This window comes from Streptomyces olivochromogenes (assembly GCF_021538895.1).
Lineage (GTDB): Bacteria > Actinomycetota > Actinomycetes > Streptomycetales > Streptomycetaceae > Streptomyces > Streptomyces olivochromogenes_A.
In genome coordinates, this window is record NZ_JADDRL010000121.1 from 1 (window position 1) to 20,515 (window position 20,515).

Consider the following 20,515-nt stretch of genomic DNA (forward strand, 5'->3'; position numbering starts at 1 on the left):
AGGCGCGCGCTCTTCAGTGCCATGTGCAGGAGCAGCCGGTCCTCGCCGTCGTCCAGGTCCAGGCCGGTCAGCTGCTCCACCCGGGACAGGCGGTAGTACAGGGTCTGGCGGTGGACGCCCAGCTCGGCGGCCGTGCGGCCGGCCTGCCCGGCGCAGTCGAGATAGACCTCGGCGGTGCGGGCCAGCTCCTGGTGGGCCGCGGTGAGCAGCGGGGCCACGGCAGAGTCCCATGCGGCCTCGGGGGACAGGGAGGTGAGCAGCCGGTACGGCCCGATGCGCGCCCACTGGGCGACCGGCCCCAGCCGGGGCTCCGCGAGCGCGGCCCGCGCGGCCCCGGCGGCCTCCTGCCAGGAGGTGCCCAGCTCCACGAGCCCGGTCCGCGCGGTGGCCACCCCGGCGGCGGCCTGCCCGCCGTTGACCCCCGCCCGCTCCAGCAGCCGCCCCGCCGCCGACAGCGCGGGCGTCACCGTGTCGGTCGAGCGCAGCCGCACCAGCAGGGCGAGCGACTGCGCGGACGTTCCCCACGGCACCGTGCACAGGGCCGTCGCGCCGGGCAGGGTGCGGACCGACGGCGCGTCGTCGGGGTCGGCCGAGGGCCAGGGCGCCACGCACACCACGGTGTGCGGGCCGTCGGCGCGCGGGCCCAGGGCGGTGCGCAGTTCCGCCACCGCCATGTCCCGCTGCCAGCCGCGCTCGGCGGTCAGCACCGCCCGCAGCTCCCGGGTGAGGTCCGCCCCGGCCTGCGCCTCGTCGGCGAGGAGCGCGCCGATACGGGCGGTGACCTCCATGGCCGCGGCCAGCTGCCGCTCGCTCGGCCCCGGATCGTCGTCCAGCAGCCAGACGTAGCCGAGGACGACCCCCCGATGGCGTACCGGCAGGCAGATGCGTCCCCGGTACACGCCCGCCTCGGGCGTGGGCGGGATGCGGACGGGCCCGGTCGCCCGGGTGATGCCGAAGCCCTCGAACCAGGTGCGGACCGCCGCCGTGGAGCGCCGGGTCAGGATCGACCGGGCGCGGACCGGGTCCAGCGCCGAGGCGTCCAGCTCGCCCTCGCTGTCGTACGCCCCGAAGGCGATCAGCTCGAAGTCGCGGTTCTCCAGCGTCGCGGGGACGCCCAGAAGCTCCGAGATGTCGTCGACCAGCTCCTGGTAATCACCCTTGTAATCGGCCGTCACCCGGGCATTCTCCCGCATTTCCGAGCCGCCTTCATACATTTGTCTGAGATCTGGGGAACGGATGCGTGACAGCTGTCGATGGCTGACGATCGGAGGGATCCTTAGGTTTCACGGTGGTTCTCCGTGCCGTACCCGAAGCGTCGGGTACCGGCCCACTTGGTTCTTGTTGTGGAGGTGCCCCGTGCTGGGTCCCGTGATTCTCGCCGCGTCGCGCAGCGACCGGATGCGACGCCTGATCTCGGCGGCCCCGGTGACCAAGCAGGTCGTCGACCGCTTCATCCCCGGCGAGACCGTCGACGACATCGTCCCGATCATCCAGGAGCGCACCGCCAAGGGCCTGGAGCTGACGATGGACGTCGTCGGCGAGGACATCACCACCCGCGAGCAGGCCACCGCCGCCCGCGACGCGTACCTGCTGCTCATTGACCGCATCAAGGACCTGGAGCTCGGCCCGAAGGTCGAGATGTCGGTCAAGCTGTCCATGTTCGGCCAGGCGCTGGAGGGCGGCCACGAGCTCGCCCTGAACAACGTCCGCCCGGTCGTCGAGGCCGCCGCCGCCATCGGCACCACGGTCACCCTGGACGCCGAGGACCACACCACCCTCGACTCGATGTTCGCCATCCACGACGAGCTGCGGAAGGACTTCCCGCAGACCGGCTGCGTCATCCAGGCCTACCTCTTCCGCACCGAGGCCGACGCCCGCCGCCTCGCCGCGAACGGCAGCCGCGTACGCCTCGTGAAGGGCGCGTACAAGGAGCCCGCCGAGGTCGCGTACCAGCAGAAGCACGAGATCGACAAGGCGTACGTCCGCATCCTGAAGACTCTGATGGAGGGCGACGGGTACCCGATGGTCGGTTCCCACGACCCGCGCCTGATCTCCATCGCCCAGGAGCTCGCCCACCACGCCGGGCGCAAGCCGGACGAGTACGAGTTCCAGATGCTCTACGGCATCCGCGGCGACGAGCACCTGCGCCTGGCCGCCGAGGGCCACCGCATGCGCGTCTACACCGCCTACGGCACCGACTGGTACGGCTACTTCATGCGCCGCCTCGCGGAGAAGCCGGCCAACCTGCGCTTCTTCCTGCGCAGCATGATCACCAAGGGCTGAAGCCACCACCGCTCAATAAGGAGTTACGGAACACATGGACGCTGTGACCCAGGTCCCCACCCCCGTCAACGAGCCGGTGCACGGCTACGCCCCCGGCTCGCCCGAGCGCGCCCGCCTGGAGGCCAAGCTCAAGGAGCTGGCCGAGAACCCGATCGACCTGCCGATGACCATCGGCGGCGAGAAGCGAATGGGCGGCGGCGAGCCGTTCCAGGTCGTGCAGCCGCACAACCACAAGGCCGTCCTCGGTACGCTGCGCAACGCCACCCAGCAGGACGCCCAGGACGCCGTCGACGCCGCCCTGGCCGCCGCCCCGGCCTGGCGCGCCATGTCCTTCGACGACCGCGCCGCGATCATCCTGCGCGCCGCCGAGCTGCTGGCCGGCCCCTGGCGCGAGACCATCGCCGCCTCCACCATGCTCGGCCAGTCCAAGACCGCCCAGCAGGCCGAGATCGACAGCCCCTGCGAGCTGGTCGACTTCTGGCGCTTCAACGTCCACTACGCCCGCCAGATCCTCGCCGAGCAGCCCCCGGCGAACTCCCCGGGTGTGTGGAACCGTCTGGACCACCGCCCGCTGGAGGGCTTCGTCTACGCGATCACGCCGTTCAACTTCAGCGCCATCGCGGCCAACCTGCCGACCGCGCCCGCGCTGATGGGCAACGTCGTCGTCTGGAAGCCGTCCCCGACCCAGACCCACGCCGCCGTGCTGCTCATGCAGCTCCTGGAGGAGGCCGGTCTGCCCAAGGGCGTCATCAACCTCGTCACCGGTGACGGCATCGAGGTCTCCAAGGTCGCCCTGGTCCACCGCGACCTCGCCGGCATCCACTTCACCGGCTCGACCAAGACCTTCCAGCACCTGTGGAAGACGGTCGGCAGCAACATCGAGAAGTACCGCGCCTACCCGCGTCTGGTCGGCGAGACCGGCGGCAAGGACTTCCTGGTCGCGCACCCGAGCGCCGACCGCGCCGTCCTGAAGACCGCCCTGACCCGCGGTGCCTTCGAGTACCAGGGCCAGAAGTGCTCGGCCACCTCCCGCGCCTACATCCCGGCGTCCATCTGGAACTCGGGCTTCAAGGAGGAGTTCGCGGCCGAGGTCGACTACCTGACCATGGGTGACGTCACCGACCTGTCGAACTTCATCGGCGCCGTGATCGACGACCGTGCCTTCGCCAAGAACAAGGCCGCCATCGACCGCGCCAAGGAGGACCCGACCTGCACGATCGTCGCGGGCGGCTCCTACGACGACTCGGTCGGCTACTTCGTCCGCCCGACCGTCATCGAGTGCACCGACCCGGAGAACGAGGTCTTCCGCACCGAGTACTTCGGCCCGGTCCTCGGCGTCCACGTCTACGAGGACGACCAGTACGACGAGATGCTGGAGCAGATGGAGTCGGTGTCCGACTACGCGCTCACCGGCTCGGTCGTCTCCAACGACCGTGCGGCGGCCGCGTACACGATGGAGAAGCTCCGCTACGCGGCGGGCAACTTCTACATCAACGACAAGTCGACCGGCGCCGTTGTCGGCCAGCAGCCCTTCGGCGGCGGCCGCGCCTCCGGCACCAACGACAAGGCCGGCGCCCCGCAGAACCTGCAGCGCTGGACCCTGACGCGCGCCATCAAGGAGACGCTGGTCGCGCCGACCGACTACGCGTACCCGCACATGGGCTGATCAGCCCTCCTGAACACGGACCGGGAAGCCCGACCCCCGAGCGGGCTTCCCGGTCCGTCTCCATTTCCCGGTCCGTCACACTGGGCCCATGGCGCTGCTCGGCCACTCCTGGGGCGCGCAGCTGGCGCTGAGCTACGCGCCGGCCCGCCCGGGGCGGGTGAGTGCGCTTCCGAACGCCTCGCCGGCTTAGAGGAGTTGACGGACCGCGCGCGGCGGACGGAGGCCGAGGAGCGGGAGCCGGCGGTGCTCCGCCGGTCGGCCGAGTTCGAGGACCGGGAGCGGGCGCTGGATCCCGCCCGGCGGATGGCCGACCCGTGGTTCGCGATCAACTCCGCCTGCAACCGGGCCCTCGACGACGAGCGCGCCCGGACCTGGGGCGCACCCGAGCTGCACACCGCCTGCCGGGCCCTCGACGTGCCCGTGCTGATCATCGACGGCGCCCGGGACGTCCGCCCCCGCACCGCGGTCGACTCCCTCACCGAAGCCCTGCCCCGCGTCCACCGGGTGACCCTCCCGGACGCGGGCCACCTGCCGTGGGCGGAGGACCCGGAGGGCTTCCGCAAGGCGGTGGCGGGCGCACTCTGGCCCGCTGCACCCGCGGACGGAAGAACCGCAGGCCACGGCGGTGTGGCCCGGTCGGCCGTCTCAGATAGTAGGAAGTCCGAGTAATTGTGGAGACAGCCGCGCCGTCCTCGCTTACTTTTGTAGAAGCCGAACGTCTCGCTCGATCAAGCGAATGGCGGTCGTGAGCCGGGCCCCGTGCAGGCAACCCCTGCGGCACCGCTCCCCGCCCCACCCGGCGTCTCGTAACCCCCCTTTCCGTACTCCCGGTTTCCTCGAAGGAGTCGATTTTCATGGCCGAGACGACCGTCCGCCGCCGAGTCCGCCACGTCTCTCGCGTGAGCGAGTCCGACCGCAAGAACGCCGCCGCCGCCCTGCAGCGCGCCCTCGACCGCCGCGACAACGGCGGCGAGACCGGCCACTGAGCATGCGGCGCGGCCTCACCCGCCGCGCCGCACCTCGAAGTGGTCGATCCGCCGGCCGTCCTGCGCCAGCGCGGACACCTTCAGCCTCGGGGTCGTACCCGCCTCCGCCTCCACCGAGAGGAAGGAGAACCCGGTGTACCGCACCCGCGACCACTCCACCGTCTCCGCGCTGGGGACCTTGGACTTGGTCCAGTGGAAGGTCTTCACGGCGTCGTGCCGGGTGACGTGCCCCTCGTAGCTGTCCTTGACGCCCGAGGGGAACGAGTAGAGGTCCCGGCCGCCGCCGCCCGCGGTGACGTACACGATCCCGTCCCGGGTCGGGTCCGTCGAGGCGCCGATGGGCACGGACCTGCCGACCGCACCGCCCTTGATGGCGTCCGTCCGCTCGTACACGTGGTTGTGCCCGTTGATCACCAGGTCCACCCGGTACTTCGCGAACAGCGGCAGCCACTCCTTGCGGACACCGCCGTCCGAGGCGTGCTGCGAGGTCGAGTACGCGCAGTGGTGGAAGAAGACGACCACGAAGTCCACGCCCTGAGCCGCCCGCAGCCGCGCCAGCGTGCGGTCCAGCCAGCGCGTCTGCCGGCCTTCCGTGTAGCCGAGGTTGGCCTGGATCTCGTACGACACGTCGTTCGCGTCCAGCGCCACGAAGGCCACGTTGCCGTAGGTGAACGCGTACACGCCCGGCGCGCCGTTCGGGTCGAAACCGCTGTCCGGGAGCGAGAAGCGGGCCAGCTGGCCGCCGTAGCCGTCCGGTGAGTACCAGGCCTCCATGTCGTGGTTGCCGGTCGTCACCATCCACGGCACCGACTTCGCCACCGGCTCGGTCTGCTTCAGGAACAGGTCCCAGAACTGCGGGTCGTAGCCGTCCGAGGTCTTGCCGGCGCCGTTGCCGTCCGCGTAGCAGATGTCGCCCGCGTGCAGATGGAAGGCCGGGTTCTGGCGCAGCAGCAGGTGGTCGTTGGCGTTCGCCGCCTGCCCGACGCCCTGGTCGCCGAAGGCCGTGAACACGAAGCGCTCCGGCGTCGCGGGCGCGGTGCGGAAGGAGGCGATGGTCGAGCGGTGGGCCGGGGAGGCCGGGTCCCAGCCCTCGTGGCCGACGCCGTAGTAGTAGGTCGTGCCGGGCTTGAGGCCGTCGAGGGCCGCGTGCACGTAGTACTGCTCGACCGCCAGGCGCACCCCCTGTACGCCCGGGGTGTGCAGATGGCGGATCTCGGCGTCGATCCGCCGGCCCAGGTCGTCGGGTCGCAAGCCCACGCGCACGTACGGCCGTTTGACCGCCAGCGGCACCTGCCAGGAGATCCGCATCCGGGTCTTCGGATCCGCGCCGAAGGCCAGATGGCGGCCGAAGGGCCGGACCACGGAGCCGCGCACCCACGAGGTGGCCGGAGCCGGGCTGCTCCCGGACACCGTGCTGCCGTGGGCCGTCGAGCAGCCGGTCAGCAGTCCGCTCGCCACCGCGCCCGCGGTCACCAGGGTGCGGCGCCGGGTGAGCCGGGTGCGCAGGTACTCGTACTGCTCGGCCATGCTCATCCGGCGGGCCAGCTGCGGCGGAATGCCGACGTCGGGGATGTCCATGACGGTGAACTTCCCAGCGCCCCCCAACAGCCGCCATACATGCGGGTGAACGTCAGTCGAAGCGCTGACGTTGTCACCCTCCCGAGTGCCGTTCCCTTGTCCGTATGGCGGACGGCCCATGTCATCCCATGGGACGAGGAGTAGGGTGCCGACATGTCTCGCAGCATCAATCTCGCAGTGATTCCCGGTGACGGCATCGGCCAGGAGGTCGTGGCCGAAGGCCTCAAGGTCCTCTCCGCCGTCCTTCCGCAGGATGTGAAGCTGGAGACCAAGGAGTACGACTTCGGCGCCCGGCGCTACCACGCCACCGGTGAGACCCTCACCGACGCCGACCTCGACGCGCTCAAGCAGCACGACGCGATCCTGCTCGGCGCCATCGGCGACCCGTCGGTGCCGTCCGGCGTCCTGGAGCGCGGCTTCCTGCTCAAGCTCCGCTTCGCCTTCGACCACCACGTGAACCTGCGTCCGTCGAAGCTGCTCCCGGGTGTCGCCACGCCGCTGGCCGGCCAGCCGGAGATCGACTTCGTCGTGGTCCGCGAGGGCACCGAGGGCCCCTACACGGGCAACGGCGGCACCATCCGCAAGGGCACCGAGCACGAGGTCGCCACCGAGGTCTCCGTCAACACGGCCTTCGGTGTCGAGCGTGTGGTCCGCGACGCCTTCGCCCGCGCCCAGGCCCGCCCGCGCAAGAAGCTCACGCTGGTCCACAAGAACAACGTGCTGACCTTCGCGGGTCACCTGTGGACGAACATCTTCAACAAGGTGGCCGCGGAGTACCCCGAGGTCGCCACCGAGTACATCCACGTCGACGCGGCGACCATCTACCTGGTCACCCAGCCCGAGCGGTTCGACGTCATCGTCACCGACAACCTCTTCGGCGACATCATCACCGACCTCGCCGCGGCCGTCTCCGGCGGCATCGGCGTGGCCGCCTCCGGCAACATCAACCCCGGCGGCGCGTTCCCGTCCATGTTCGAGCCGGTCCACGGCTCGGCCCCGGACATCGCCGGCCAGGGCAAGGCCGACCCCACCGCCACGGTTCTGTCCGTCGCCCTCCTGCTGCGCCACCTCGGCTACGAGACCGAGGCGGCCCGCATCGAGGAAGCCGTCTCCGCCGACCTCGCGGAGCGCGGCGCGCTGCCCGCGCGCAGCACCTCGGAGATCGGCGACGCGCTCTCCGTACGAGTAGCCGGCTGACCCGTCGGTTCCGTATCAAGCCGCCGGGTCGCGTCAGCGCCCGGCGGCTTCCCCGTGTCCCCGCCGGGTGCCACCATCGACCCCTGGACCGCATTCACCCCGATTCCTTCCACCCGTCGGGCCCGCGCGATAATCGAACGCGGAGCCGCGGTATGAGGGATTGCTCGGACGTCCTAGCACTGGCCACCGGCCATGCGGGAGTGAGCGCGGCCCGTTCACTACAACCGGTGAAGGACAAGCACTCATGACGACGCCCACGATCGAGCTCAAGCCCTCCGCTACCCCGCTGGCCGCCGCGGAGCGCCAGGCGATCCTGGCCAGCCCCGGATTCGGCCGCCACTTCACCGACAACATGGTGACGATCAAGTGGACCGAGGGGCGCGGCTGGCACGACGCCCAGCTCGTTCCGTACGGGCCCATCTCCCTCGACCCCTCCACCCATGTCCTCCACTACGGCCAGGAGATCTTCGAGGGCCTGAAGGCCTACCGGCAGCCCGACGGCTCCGTCGCCGTCTTCCGCCCGGAGGCCAACGCCCGCCGCTTCCGCAACTCCGCCCGCCGCATGGCCATGGCGGAGCTGCCCGAGGAGCTCTTCATCGGCGCCCTGGACGCGCTCCTTGCCCAGGACGCCGGCTGGGTCCCGCCGCACGGCGGCGAGGAGGCCCTCTACCTGCGCCCGTTCATGTTCGCCACCGAGGCAGCGCTCGGCGTGCACCCGGCCAACGAGTACCTCTTCATGCTGATCGCGTCACCGTCCGGCGCGTACTTCCCCGGTGGCGTCGAGCCGGTCACCATCTGGGTCTCGGAGGACCACGTCCGCGCCGTCCCGGGCGGCACCGGCGACGCCAAGACCGGCGGCAACTACGCGGCCTCGCTGCTCCCGCAGGCCGAGGCGGCCGCGCACGGCTGCGCCCAGGTCGTCTACCTCGACGCGGTCACCCGCACCAAGGTCGAGGAGAGCGGCAGCATGAACATCGCCTTCGTCTACGGCGACCGCATCGTCACCCCCGAGCTGACCGGCTCCATCCTGGAGGGCATCACCCGCGACTCCCTCCTCCAGGTCGCCCGCGACCTCGGCTACACCGCCGAGGAAGGCGTCGTCACCCTGGAGCGCTGGCGCGAGGACGCCGCGTCCGGCGCCCTCACCGAGGTGTTCGCCTGCGGCACGGCCGCCGTGGTCACGCCCATCGGCACGGCCAAGACCCGGACCGACGCCTGGACCCACGGCGACGGCACCCCCGGCCCGGTCACCATGCGCCTGCGCGAGGCGCTGCTCGGCATCCAGCGCGGTGTCATCGAGGACAAGCACGGCTGGATGCACCACCTCGGCCAGGCCGACAACGCCTAGAAGCCGACAAGGCCTAGAACTCGCCCGCGGTCGTCAGGGCCGCCACGGACTCCGTGTCCATGGCGGCCCCGGTGCTTTTCCGGGTGCGCGTCAGCAGCAGGTGGACGATGCCGCCGACGATCCCGGAGAGCAGGAAGCTGCAGTCCACGCCGCCGGTCAGGTCCAGCAGCGGGCCCTGGTACGAGGGCAGGGACACGGCCAGCAGTCCGGTGCCGGCGCCCACCGCCCAGGCCACGGTGGCCCGGATGTTCCAGCCGGCCCGATACCAGTAGATCCCGCCGTGCGCACGGCGGTTGAAGACCTGGAGGGCGTCCGCGTCGTACACGCCGCGGCAGCGGACGAAGCCGATGAGGGTGATCACCGCCCAGGGGGTGCCGATCGCCGTGAGGAGCAGGACGAAGGACGTCATCGCGGACTGCGCGTTCCAGGCGTAGTGGCCGACGAAGACACAGGCCGTGGCGACGACGGCGACCGAGTAGGTGGCGCGGGCGCGGGACGCGCGGGGCAGGATCGCGTCCAGGTCGAGGCCCATGGAGTAGAGCATCAGGCCCGCGTTGCCGACCGAGCCCGCGGAGGCGGACAGCAGCAGCGGGACCAGGTACCAGGCGGGCGAGGCGGAGACCAGTGGGCCCGCGTAGTCGAGCGCCGCGTGGGCCGCGTACGCGGTGAAGGTGCCGAAGAGCTGGGGGACCAGCAGGCCCAGGATCAGGCCCAGCCAGGCGGCGTGCAGCACCCGGCGCGAGGAGTGGCGGGCGGGGGAGATGTAGCGGGTGTAGTCGCCGAGGAGGGTGATGAAGGCGACGGGCCCGGACAGACCCGCGGCCACCATCGCCAGGCACCACGTCGGCCAGAAGCCGCCCAGCAGATAGCCGCCCGTCTCCGGCAGCGCGGACGTGGTGAAGTGCGGGGCGTAGGCGATCACGCCGAGCACCAGCAGGGCCGTCATGCCGATCGCGAGGACGCGGGACATGGCGAGCAGTACCCGGTAGCCGTACACCGCGCCCGCCACGGTCGCCGCGGCGAGGAGTGCGTACACGACGGCGTACGCCCCGTCGTCCGCCGGCAGCCCGAACAGGCGGCCCAGCACGCTCACCATCACGTCACCGCCGATCCAGACGGTCAGCGCGGTGTAGCCCAGGGCCAGCAGGAGACCGACGACCGAGCCGACCAGGCGGCCGCGCACCCCGAACTGGGCGCCGGAGGAGGTCGACAGGTTCGTCGCGGTGCGCAGGGAGACCAGCGCGAGCGGCGCGGTGAACAGCGTGCCGACCAGCGTTCCGACGACGACCGAGCTCACCGACGCCCACCAGCCGAGCCCGAAGGACGGCGGCAGCCAGCCGAAGATGATCACGCCCAGGCAGAGGTTGGAGCCCAGCAGGATCGAGACGAGGTCCCGTGGCCCGCTGGTCCGCTCCGCGTCGGGGATGGTGTCGACTCCGCGTTGTTCTATCGGCATGGCTGGTCTCCTTCGACGGCCGCCTGAGGGTTAGAGCGACGTTCAATGTCTGTGACCGGATTCTGGATGTCAATGATTCCGTTCCATGAATCCTGCGTTTAGAGTGATGCTCTAAATCGAGGAAGCAAGGAGGTGCCGGGACGTGCGACTGACTCCCACGGAGCGTGACCGGCTGCTGCTGTTCTCGGCGGCGGAGCTGGCCCGGGCCCGCAGGGCGCGCGGCCTCAGGCTCAACGTGCCGGAGGCCACCGCCCTGATCGCCGACACGGTGTGCGAGGCCGCCCGCGACGGCGCCCGGCTCGCCGAGGCGATCGAGCGGGCCCGTACGGTGCTCGGCCCGGCCGACGTCCTGCCGGGCGTCGCCGACGTCGTCACCGAGGTCCACGTGGAGGCCGTCTTCGACGACGGCTCGCGGCTCGCGGTGGTCAGCGACCCGCTCGGCGGCGGGCTGGGCGAGCGGGCGCCGGGCGCGCTGCTGCCGGGTCCGCAGCACGCCGAGCCCGAGCCGGTCGTCCGGCTGACGGTCACCAACACCGCCGGCGTGCCCGTCTCGGTCACCTCCCACTTCCACTTCTTCGAGGCCAACCCGCGGCTCGACTTCGACCGCGCCGCCGCCTACGGCATGCGCCTCGCCGTCCCCGCCGGGTCGTCCGTGCGCTTCGGACCGGGGGAGAGCGGCGAGGTCGGACTGGTACCGATCGGCGGCGACCGGATCGCGATCGGCTTCGCCGGTCTGGTCGACGGGCCGCTGGACGCGCCCGGAGCGCGGGAAGAGGCCCTGCGCAGGGCCGCGGCCTGCGGATATCTGGGGATCACGACAGAAGGAGGCGAACGATGAGCCGCGCCGGCCGCGAGATCGACGAGTCGATCCACATCGACCCCTACGCCTATGCGGCCACGCACGGCCCGCGGGCCGGCGACCGGATCCGGCTCGGCGACTCCGGCCTGGTGATCCGGGTGGAGTCGGACTCCCAGAAGCCGGGCGACGAGTTCCTCGCCGGGTTCGGCAAGACCGCCCGGGACGGGCTGCACCTCAAGGCCGCCGCGGTCCGCGAGACCTGCGACGTCGTGATCAGCAACGTCGTCGTGATCGACGCGGCGCAGGGCATCCGCAAGGTGTCCATCGGCATCCGCGAGGGACGGATCTGCGCCATCGGACGGGCCGGCAATCCCGACACCCTCGACGGGGTCGACGTCGTCGTCGGCACGGGCACGTCCATCGTGTCCGGCGAGGGGCTCATCGCCACCGCCGGCGCCGTGGACACCCACGTGCATCTGCTGTCGCCGCGCGTCATGGAGGCCTCGCTCGCCTCCGGCGTCACCACCATCATCGGGCAGGAGTTCGGGCCGGTCTGGGGCGTCGGCGTCAACTCGCCCTGGGCGCTCAAGCACGCGTTCGGCGCCTTCGACGCCTGGCCGGTCAACATCGGCTTCCTGGGCCGGGGTTCCTCCTCCCACCCCGCCCCGCTCGTCGAGGCCCTCGCCGAGGGCGGCGCCTCGGGCTTCAAGGTGCACGAGGACATGGGCGCCCACACCCGTGCCCTGGACACCGCGCTACGCGTCGCCGAGGAGCACGACGTCCAGGTCGCCCTGCACAGCGACGGGCTGAACGAGTGCCTCTCGGTCGAGGACACCCTGCGCGTCCTGGAAGGCCGCACGATCCACGCCTTCCACATCGAGGGCTGCGGCGGCGGGCACGTGCCCAACGTCCTGAAGATGGCCGGGGTCCCGAACGTCATCGGCTCCTCCACCAACCCCACCCTGCCGTTCGGCCGGGACGCGGTCGCCGAGCACTACGGCATGATCGTCTCCGTCCACGACCTCAAGACCGACCTGCCCGGCGACGCCGCCATGGCCCGCGACCGCATCCGCGCCGGGACCATGGGCGCCGAGGACGTGCTGCACGACCTGGGCGCGATCGGCATCACCTCGTCGGACGCGCAGGGCATGGGGCGGGCGGGCGAGACCGTGCGCCGTACGTTCGCGATGGCCGGGAAGATGAAGGCCGAGCTGGGCCCCGCGCAGGGCGACGGCGCCGGCGACGACAACGCCCGCGTCCTGCGCTACATGGCCAAGCTGACCATCAACCCCGCCATCGCCCACGGCCTCGCCCACGAGGTCGGCTCCATCGAGGCCGGCAAGCTCGCCGACATCGTGCTGTGGCGGCCCGAGTACTTCGGCGCCAAACCGCAGCTCGTGCTCAAGGCGGGCTTCCCGGCGTACGGCGTGGTCGGCGACCCCAACGCGGCCACCGACACCTGCGAACCCCTCGTCCTGGGACCCCAGTTCGGCGCGCACGGCGCGACCCCCGCCGACATCTCGGTCGCCTTCGTCGCGCGGGCCGCGCTCGACCAGGGCCACGACGCGATGCCGACCCGCCGCCGCCGGGTCGCCGTCCGCGGCACCCGCGGCATCGGCCCCGCCGACCTGCGCCTCAACTCCCGTACCGGCGCCGTCGACGTGGACCAGCGCACCGGGCTGGTGACCCTCGACGGCGAACCGCTCCGCTCGCAGCCCGCCGACTCGGTCTCCCTCAACCGCCTCTACTTCCTCTAAGGACCCGCGACATGACCACCCCCGCAGCCGACGGCTTCCGCATGCCCGCCGAGTGGACCCCGCACGAGCGCACCTGGATGGCCTGGCCGGGCCCCAACCCCACCTTCGACGACCCCGACGACCTGCTGGCCTCCCGCATGGCCTGGGCGTCGGTGGCCCGTGCCGTCCTGCGCTTCGAACCCGTGACCGTCGTGTGCGGACCCGGCCGGTCGGCGGACGCGCAGGTGCTGCTCGGCCCGGGCGTCGACACGGTCGAGCGCGACCTCGACGACGCCTGGATGCGCGACATCGGGCCGACCTTCCTGACCGACGGCCGGGGCGAACTGGCCGCCGTGGACTGGACGTTCAACGGCTGGGGAGCCCAGGACTGGGCCCGCTGGGAACACGACGCGAAGATCGCCGCCCATGTCTCGGACCTCGCCGGGGCCAAGACGTACGCCTCGGCGCTGGTCAACGAGGGCGGCGCGATCCACGTCGACGGCGAGGGCACCGTCCTGCTGACCGAGACCGTGCAGCTCGGCCCCGAGCGCAACCCGCACTGGTCGAAGGAGGAGGTCGAGGCCGAGATCCACGCCCACCTCGGCACCCGCAAGGCGATCTGGCTGCCCCGCGGCCTCACCGGCGACTACCCCCCGCACGGCTTCGGCACCCTGGGGCACGTCGACATCGTCGCCGCGTTCGCCCGCCCCGGCGTCGTCGTCGCCCACCACCAGCCGGACCCGGCCCACCCCGACCACGAGGTGACCAAGGAGGCCATCGGCATCCTGCGGTCCCAGACCGACGCCCGGGGCCGCCGTCTGGAGGTCGTCGAGGTGCCCGCCCCCACCGCCCTGGAGGCCGACGGCCACTGGGCCGACTACTCCTACATCAACCACTACCTGTGCAACGGCGGCGTCGTGCTGTGCGCCTTCGACGACCCGCGCGACGAGATCGCCGCCGGGATCTTCCGCCGCCTGTTCCCCGAGCGGACGGTGACCCTGGTGGACGCCCGTACGATCTTCTCCGGTGGCGGTGGCATCCACTGCATCACCCAACAGCAGCCGAAGATCTAGGAGCGACGCGATGGCCGGTGGGCGCAGACAGGCCCCGCCCCGCGAGGAGGTCCTCGCCGCGGCCATGGACATGATCGCCGAGCGGGGCCTGGAGAAGCTCACCATGGCGGCGCTCGGCCGCGAGGTCGGCATGAGCAGCGGCCACCTGCTCTACTACTTCCGCTCCAAGGACGAGCTGCTGCTCCGGGCCCTGGAATGGAGCGAGGGCAGGCTGGGCGCCGACCGGGGGCGGCTGCTGACCCGCCCCGGATCCGCCCGTGAGCGGGTGGACGCGTACGTCGACCTGTACGTCCCCGACGGCCACCGCGACCCGCACTGGACCCTGTGGCTGGAGGTCTGGAACCGCTCGCAGAACGCCGACGACGAGGCCCGCGACCGCCAGGCCGCCATCGAGGGCGCCTGGCACCGCGACCTCGTCGCCCTGATCGCGGAGGGCATCTCGCGCGGCGAGTTCCGCCCCGTCGACGCCGACCGCTTCGCCGCCCGGCTGCGCGCCCTCCTCGACGGCTTCTCCATCCATGTCGCGGTCGGACTGCGCGGCACCGACCGAACGCAGATCCTCGGCCACGTACGGGAGTTCCTCGACGAGTCGCTCGGACGGTCGGAGCACGCGGACGGCTGATCACTCGTCCGGGTTGTACGCAATCGGGCGGATTGACCCGCCGGTTCCCGGTGCGGTTGCATCCCGGTGAGCCCTCGGCGCGGGGCCGGGGGCGCACGGGGAACACAGGGGGAACCGCACTTGTATGCAGGAGCACGCACCGCACTCGCCGCCGCTCTCGTCGCCGCCGCCGTGGCCGTGACCTCAGTGGCGGCGAGCGCGGCACCCAGGCCTTCGCGCACCGATCCGGTCAGCGTCACGCCCTCGGGGCAGGCCGGCAACGGCCCCTCGTCCGGAGCCGTGATCAGCCGGAACGGCCGCTACGTCGCCTTCGCCTCGACCGCCTCCGACCTGCTGCCCGGCGCCTCGTCCGGCGGTGTCTTCGTCCGCGACCTGCGCACCGGCCGGCTCGCGCACGTGGCCGACGGGACCGATCCGTCGATCAGCGCGGACGGCCGTTACGTCGCCTACGGCACCGGCTCCGAGATCCGCCTCCTCGACCGGCGCACCGGCCGCACCGAGCGCCTCGACGTGGGGATCCCGGGCACCTTCGGCACGGGACGCGCCGACGTGTACCTCAGCGGGAACGCCCGGTACGCCGTCTTCACCGCCGGCGGCCAGTACGACGGCCAGGAGGGCGGTCCGGTCGTCTTCCTGCGCGACCGGGCCAGGGGCACCACCGAGCGGATCAGCCGGACCAGGCCCGACTGGCAGCCGCGCGGGGCGTGGAGCCCGACGGTCAGCGACGACGGCCGCCGCGTCGTCTACGCGTACACCTACCTCAACGGCCCGCGCGGCGACGACTGGGGCGACATCTGGCTCCACGACCGCAGGACCGGCGCCGCCACCCAGGTCGACCGCTCCTACGACGGCTCGCCGACCACCCGCGAGTCCCTGAAGCCGTCGATCAGCGCCGACGGCCGTACCGTGGCCTTCGAGTCGGCCGACACCCACCTGGTCCCGGACGACACCGACAAGAGCTGGAACGTGTTTGTCCACCACATCTCGACGGGCGTCAACGAGCGTATCCACGGCACCCGGGGCGGCAGTGCCGCGGTCTACACCCGGGACCCCGCCGTCAGCGCCGACGGCCACCACGTCACCTTCACCTCCGAGGTGCCCGAGCCCGGCAGCCGCTACGGCACCGAGTACCCGGTGTACGTACGGGACTTGAGGACCGGCCGGACCACCCTCGTCACCCCCGACGGCACCGGCGGCACGGCCTCCGCCGAGGTCGTCCCTGGCGGCATCGCGGCCGGCGCCCGCCGGATCGCCTTCACCTCCTGGGACGGGACCCTCAACGCGCACGGTGACACGAACGACGAACGGGACGTCTTCGTACGTACCGCATCCTGAGACAGTCGGTGAGCCGGGGGCGGCGTGTGCCAAACTGCCCCCGTGCTCACGTTCGCCATGATTATTGGCAGCAGGCGCGCCGGTCCGCAGTGACCACCACGTACGACCAGGTACGGGTGGCCACCGTCGTCCTAGACCCGCGCGCAGACCTCTCGCACCCGCGAGGGGTTTTTTCGTTTTCCTGGCCCACCTTCAGCCGGGGGCGGAGCGCGAGGGAGTATGGAGGGACGGTGGAGCCGGTCATTCCGGTAAGACCGAGATTCAACACAGGAGCCTTGAGACCATGACCGCAACCAGTGAGCTCGACGATTCGTTCCACGTCTTCGACACCACGCTGCGCGACGGCGCGCAGCGCGAGGGCATCAACCTCACCGTCGCGGACAAGCTCGCCATCGCACGGCACCTGGACGACTTCGGCGTGGGCTTCATCGAGGGCGGCTGGCCCGGCGCCAACCCGCGGGACACCGAGTTCTTCGCCCGCGCCCAGCAGGAGATCACCTTCAAGAACGCCCAGCTGGTCGCCTTCGGCGCCACCCGCCGGGCGGGTGCGAAGGCCGCTCAGGACCCGCAGGTCAAGGCGCTGCTGGAGTCCGGCGCCCCGGTGATCACCCTGGTCGCCAAGTCGCACGACCGGCACGTGGAACTGGCGCTGCGCACCACGCTCGACGAGAACCTGGAGATGGTCCGGGACACGGTCTCCTTCCTGAGCGCGCAGGGCCGCCGGGTCTTCGTCGACTGCGAGCACTTCTTCGACGGCTACCGGGCGAACCCCGAGTACGCGAAGGCGGTCGTCCGCGCGGCCTCGGAGGCCGGCGCCGACGTGGTCATCCTCTGCGACACCAACGGCGGCATGCTCCCGGCCCAGGTCCAGGCGGTCGTCTCGACGGTCCTGGCCGACACCGGCGCCCGGCTCGGCATCCACGCCCAGGACGACACCGGCTGCGCGGTGGCCAACACCCTCGCGGCGGTCGACGCGGGCGCGACCCACGTGCAGTGCACGGCGAACGGCTACGGCGAGCGCGTCGGCAACGCCAACCTCTTCCCGGTGGTCGCGGCCCTGGAACTGAAGTACGGCAAGAAGGTCCTGCCGGACGGCCACCTGCGGGAGATGACCCGCATCTCGCACGCCATCGCCGAGGTCGTGAACCTCACCCCCTCCACCCACCAGCCGTACGTGGGCGTCTCCGCCTTCGCCCACAAGGCCGGTCTGCACGCCTCCGCGATCAAGGTCGACCCGGACCTGTACCAGCACATCGACCCGGAGCGGGTCGGCAACACCATGCGGATGCTCGTCTCCGACATGGCGGGCCGCGCCTCGATCGAGCTCAAGGGCAAGGAGCTCGGCGTCGATCTCGGCGGCGACCGCGAGCTGGTCGGCCGGGTGGTCGAGCGGGTCAAGGAGCGCGAGCTCAAGGGCTACACCTACGAGGCCGCGGACGCCTCCTTCGAACTCCTGCTGCGCGCCGAGGTCGAGGGCAAGCCCCTGAAGTACTTCCAGGTCGAGTCCTGGCGGGCCATCGTCGAGGACCGCCCCGACGGCACCCACGCCAACGAGGCCACGGTCAAGCTCTGGGCCAAGAGCGAGCGCATCGTCGCCACGGCCGAGGGCAACGGCCCGGTCAACGCCCTGGACCGGGCCCTGCGCGTCGGCCTGGAGAAGCTCTACCCCCAGCTCGCCAAGCTCGACCTCGTCGACTACAAGGTCCGCATCCTGGAGGGCGTGCACGGCACCCAGTCCACCACCCGGGTGCTGATCTCCACCTCCGACGGCACGGGCGAGTGGTCCACGGTGGGCGTCGCGGAGAACGTCATCGCCGCCTCCTGGCAGGCCCTGGAGGACGCCTACACCTACGGCCTGCTGCGGGCCGGCGTGGAGCCCGCCCAGTAACCGGCCGGCCTCAGCAGGAGTCCTCGGCGAGCCTTTCGAACTCGCCGAGGCTCATCGCCCGGCCGTCGGCCCAGACCCGGCCGGGCCTCAGCCGGGCGATGTCCTCGGCGGAGAACTCGACGATCCCGTTGTAGGAGTCGCCGGTGACGTAGTGGGCGAAGACCAGCGAGTACCGGTGCCCCGACAGCAGCCGCCGCGCGCCCCGGTGCCGGGCCTCCCAGGCCTGGGGCGGGGAGAAGAGCGGGAACGAGGCGTCCCCGCTCAGCTCCTCCTTCTCCACGTCCCAACCCGTGGTGACCGGCCCGTCCGCGGCGCCCCGCGCCCACCCGTCGAGCGACGGCAGTCCGTAACCGTCGTCCCCGCAGGGCCGGATGAGCGCGTACGGCACCCCGTCCGCCCCCATCCGAACCCCGGCCAGCGGCAGATCGACTGCGGCACACCCGGTCAGCAGCAGCGCCCCCGCGACGACGCCCGCCGCTGTCGCACCCGCACGTCTCATGTCCCGTCCCCCTCGAGGACGGGACACGGCCCGTCCTACTGCAACCGCCACTTCTGGTTGGCGGCTCCCGTGCACGACCAGATCTGCGCCCGCGCCCCGTTCGCCGACGAGTTGTCCGTCACGTCGAGGCACTTGTCCGCCGCCGTGTTGACGATGTCACCGGTCGAAGAGTTGTACGACCACCGTTGTGCACCGCTCCCGTTGCAGTCGTACAACTGCACCTTGGCCCCGTTGGCCGTGGAACCCGACGTCACGTCCAGGCACTTGCCGAGCGCCTGGACCGAGCCGTCCGCCTGCACGGTCCACCGCTGGGCGGTCGTGCCGTTGCAGTCGTAGAGCTGCACGGCCGCGCCGTTGGCGCTCGACGCGCCCGCCACGTCCAGGCACTTGCCCGCGAGCCCGACGAGGGCCCCCGACTGTCCGCCCCCGCCGGACTGCGTGCCCGACCAGGTGAAGGTGGCCGACGTCTTGCCAGGCAGCGCGTAGGTCGCGTGCTGCCCGCCCCAGTTGACGGTCACGGTCTTCGCGGACGGGGAGTCGTTGTACGCGATCAGCGCCTTCGAGCCGTCCGGGTTGCGCCAGGCCACGTTCGGCACGGCCGAGGACGCCGTCGAGGCGATCCGCTGCGCGCCCGGCCGTACGAACTTCGTCAGGTGGCCCATCGTGTAGTACTCGACCGTGTAGTCGACCGTCCCGCTCTGCGCGTCCCCGTCGTGCACGGTGATCAGGCCGGTGCAGGTGCCGCAACCCCCGTTGTGCGGGCCCTTGTTCTGGTCCACCGCCAGCGACCACTTGGTCACCGACTTCGCCCAGTTCCGGGTGTAGTCCACGATGTTGAGCATGTCCTCGCGCTGCTGGTTCGCGATCCAGGTGCCGCCCGAGTGCTCGGTGCCGAACGCGTCCAGCGAGGGGTACTGGTTGTGGACCGACGTCTGCTTGGCGATGTCACCGCCGTAGCCGTGCCAGGCGATGCCGCCGAAGTTGGGGTGGTTGCGGACCGCCGCGTCGTCCACCGTCTGGGCGGCGTAGGAGTCGTAGACGTCCCAGTTCCAGTCGTGTGCGAGGACCTTCGTCGACAGCCCCGCCGACTGGAGCTTGGGCAGCAGCTCGCTCTTGGTGAAGTAGGCGAGCCCGCTCGCGTTCCAGCTCATCGACGGGTAGCCCGAGCAGCAGGTGGGCTCGTTCTGCGCGGTGACGTACGAGACGTCGACGCCCTGGTCCCGGTACGCCTGGAGGTACTTCACGAAGTACGAGGCGTACGCCCCGTAGTCCTCCGCCTTCAGCCAGCCGCCGTTGAGCTGCCCGCTGTCCTTCATCCAGGCCGGGGCCGTCCACGGCGAGGCCATCACCGTCAGGGACGGGTTCAGCTGGAGCGCCTGCTTCGTCAGCGGGACGACGTCCGCGAGGTCGTGCGCGATCGAGAACTTCGACAGCGAGGGGTCCGTCTGCCCGGCCGGCACGTCGTCGTAGGTGTACCCGTACCGGGCCAGGTCCGAGGCGCCCATGGGGTTGCGCAGGAAGGACAGCCCGATCCCGTCCGTCGGCGAGAACAGCTTGCGCATGGTCGCGTCCCGGGTCGACTGGGACAGCGCCCCGCTGCTGTTCATCAGCCAGGCCGCGGTGTCGGTGAAGGACGCGCCGCCCCCGGTGAAGGTCTGGTACCGGGTGTTCTCGTCGACCGTGATGTTCTCGCCGCCGCCCCCGGTGCCGGACTGGAAGGCGAACGGCGTCTGGGCCTGGAGCCCGCGGACCACATGGCGTCCGCCGTCGTCGTCGGTCGTGGTCAGCCAGGCGGTGACCTGTTCGCCGGACGCGTGCGCCGGGGACACGGCCGCGGTGAAGCCCGCGGCGGTGAGCAGTCCGGCGAGGAGCAGCCGGAGCGCCGGTGGGGTTCTCCTCATGGTGCGCAACCCTTCTCGTGGGGGACAACAAGGCTGTTGCGGAGGGGATTCGAGCCCGGATCCGTGCTGACACGGCGTCTTGACGGGTATCCGGGGCGCTAGTTAACTCATGACGTGAGCTAAGTCATGAGTGAACCACGAGAGCCTT

At 71.4% G+C, this 20,515-nt stretch carries 17 protein-coding genes; 12 read left to right on the top strand and 5 right to left on the bottom strand.

All coding sequences use genetic code 11. From position 1 onward, the window contains the following. Positions 1 to 1,193, bottom strand: a 1,193-nt coding sequence (locus IPZ69_RS38385; protein ID WP_268835568.1) for a PucR family transcriptional regulator, incomplete at its 3' end; no start/stop codon positions are given. Between the two features lie 163 nt (positions 1,194 to 1,356). Here IPZ69_RS38385 and IPZ69_RS38390 point away from each other — a divergent pair. From IPZ69_RS38390 to IPZ69_RS47195, 4 genes are all read left to right on the top strand, one after another. Further along, positions 1,357 to 2,283 (top strand): proline dehydrogenase family protein, encoded by a 927-nt coding sequence (locus tag IPZ69_RS38390; protein ID WP_235459351.1) that lies wholly within the window; start codon positions 1,357 to 1,359, stop codon positions 2,281 to 2,283. A 34-nt stretch (positions 2,284 to 2,317) separates the two neighbouring features. Beyond that, a complete protein-coding gene (gene pruA / locus IPZ69_RS38395; protein ID WP_235459352.1) occupies positions 2,318 to 3,949 on the top strand; it encodes an L-glutamate gamma-semialdehyde dehydrogenase in 1,632 nt (543 codons plus the stop codon). A gap of 195 nt (positions 3,950 to 4,144) precedes the next feature. Continuing rightward, entirely contained in the window at positions 4,145 to 4,618 is a 474-nt protein-coding gene (locus tag IPZ69_RS38400; protein WP_235459353.1) for an alpha/beta fold hydrolase, read from the top strand. Between the two features lie 185 nt (positions 4,619 to 4,803). Then, positions 4,804 to 4,935, top strand: a complete 132-nt coding sequence (locus IPZ69_RS47195) for a hypothetical protein (RefSeq protein WP_268835569.1) — start codon at positions 4,804 to 4,806, stop codon at positions 4,933 to 4,935. A gap of 15 nt (positions 4,936 to 4,950) precedes the next feature. On the opposite strand, the gene IPZ69_RS38405 is transcribed toward IPZ69_RS47195, so the two are convergent. Then, positions 4,951 to 6,513: a purple acid phosphatase family protein gene (locus IPZ69_RS38405; protein WP_235459354.1), complete on the bottom strand. Its 1,563-nt coding sequence runs from the start codon at positions 6,511 to 6,513 to the stop codon at positions 4,951 to 4,953. 153 nt (positions 6,514 to 6,666) lie between these two features. Between IPZ69_RS38405 and IPZ69_RS38410 the strand changes: the two genes are divergently transcribed. Both IPZ69_RS38410 and IPZ69_RS38415 read left to right on the top strand, forming a co-directional pair. Further along, the gene (locus IPZ69_RS38410; RefSeq protein ID WP_235459355.1) at positions 6,667 to 7,710 is read left to right on the top strand and encodes a 3-isopropylmalate dehydrogenase; all 1,044 of its coding nucleotides are present in this window, start codon (positions 6,667 to 6,669) and stop codon (positions 7,708 to 7,710) included. Between the two features lie 244 nt (positions 7,711 to 7,954). Continuing rightward, positions 7,955 to 9,058, top strand: coding sequence for a branched-chain amino acid aminotransferase (locus tag IPZ69_RS38415; protein ID WP_235459356.1), 1,104 nt, complete (start codon positions 7,955 to 7,957; stop codon positions 9,056 to 9,058). Positions 9,059 to 9,071: 13 nt separating this feature from the next. Here IPZ69_RS38415 and IPZ69_RS38420 read toward each other — a convergent pair whose 3' ends face one another. Further along, positions 9,072 to 10,514 carry a cytosine permease gene (locus tag IPZ69_RS38420; protein WP_235459357.1) on the bottom strand — a complete coding sequence of 481 codons (1,443 nt, stop codon included), beginning with the start codon at positions 10,512 to 10,514 and terminating at the stop codon, positions 9,072 to 9,074. Between the two features lie 142 nt (positions 10,515 to 10,656). Between IPZ69_RS38420 and ureA the strand changes: the two genes are divergently transcribed. From ureA to cimA, 6 genes are all read left to right on the top strand, one after another. Next, positions 10,657 to 11,352 carry an urease subunit gamma gene (gene ureA / locus IPZ69_RS38425; RefSeq protein ID WP_235459358.1) on the top strand — a complete coding sequence of 232 codons (696 nt, stop codon included), beginning with the start codon at positions 10,657 to 10,659 and terminating at the stop codon, positions 11,350 to 11,352. Next, positions 11,349 to 13,070, top strand: coding sequence for an urease subunit alpha (locus IPZ69_RS38430; protein ID WP_235459359.1), 1,722 nt, complete (start codon positions 11,349 to 11,351; stop codon positions 13,068 to 13,070). Before ureA ends, IPZ69_RS38430 begins: the two co-directional genes overlap by 4 nt. A gap of 11 nt (positions 13,071 to 13,081) precedes the next feature. Next, positions 13,082 to 14,122 (top strand): agmatine deiminase family protein, encoded by a 1,041-nt coding sequence (locus IPZ69_RS38435; protein WP_235459360.1) that lies wholly within the window; start codon positions 13,082 to 13,084, stop codon positions 14,120 to 14,122. A 10-nt stretch (positions 14,123 to 14,132) separates the two neighbouring features. Beyond that, the gene (locus IPZ69_RS38440) at positions 14,133 to 14,744 is read left to right on the top strand and encodes a TetR/AcrR family transcriptional regulator (RefSeq protein WP_235459361.1); all 612 of its coding nucleotides are present in this window, start codon (positions 14,133 to 14,135) and stop codon (positions 14,742 to 14,744) included. A gap of 120 nt (positions 14,745 to 14,864) precedes the next feature. Then, entirely contained in the window at positions 14,865 to 16,079 is a 1,215-nt protein-coding gene (locus IPZ69_RS38445) for a TolB family protein (RefSeq protein ID WP_235459362.1), read from the top strand. Between the two features lie 283 nt (positions 16,080 to 16,362). Beyond that, on the top strand, positions 16,363 to 17,967 hold the full coding sequence (cimA, locus tag IPZ69_RS38450) for a citramalate synthase (protein ID WP_235459363.1): 1,605 nt from the start codon (positions 16,363 to 16,365) through the stop codon (positions 17,965 to 17,967). Between the two features lie 10 nt (positions 17,968 to 17,977). On the opposite strand, the gene IPZ69_RS38455 is transcribed toward cimA, so the two are convergent. Together IPZ69_RS38455 and IPZ69_RS38460 are read right to left on the bottom strand one after the other, a co-directional pair. Continuing rightward, positions 17,978 to 18,466, bottom strand: a complete 489-nt coding sequence (locus IPZ69_RS38455; RefSeq protein ID WP_235459364.1) for a hypothetical protein — start codon at positions 18,464 to 18,466, stop codon at positions 17,978 to 17,980. Positions 18,467 to 18,501: 35 nt separating this feature from the next. Beyond that, positions 18,502 to 20,367, bottom strand: a complete 1,866-nt coding sequence (locus IPZ69_RS38460; RefSeq protein WP_235459365.1) for a ricin-type beta-trefoil lectin domain protein — start codon at positions 20,365 to 20,367, stop codon at positions 18,502 to 18,504. Positions 20,368 to 20,515: the final 148 nt, after the last annotated feature.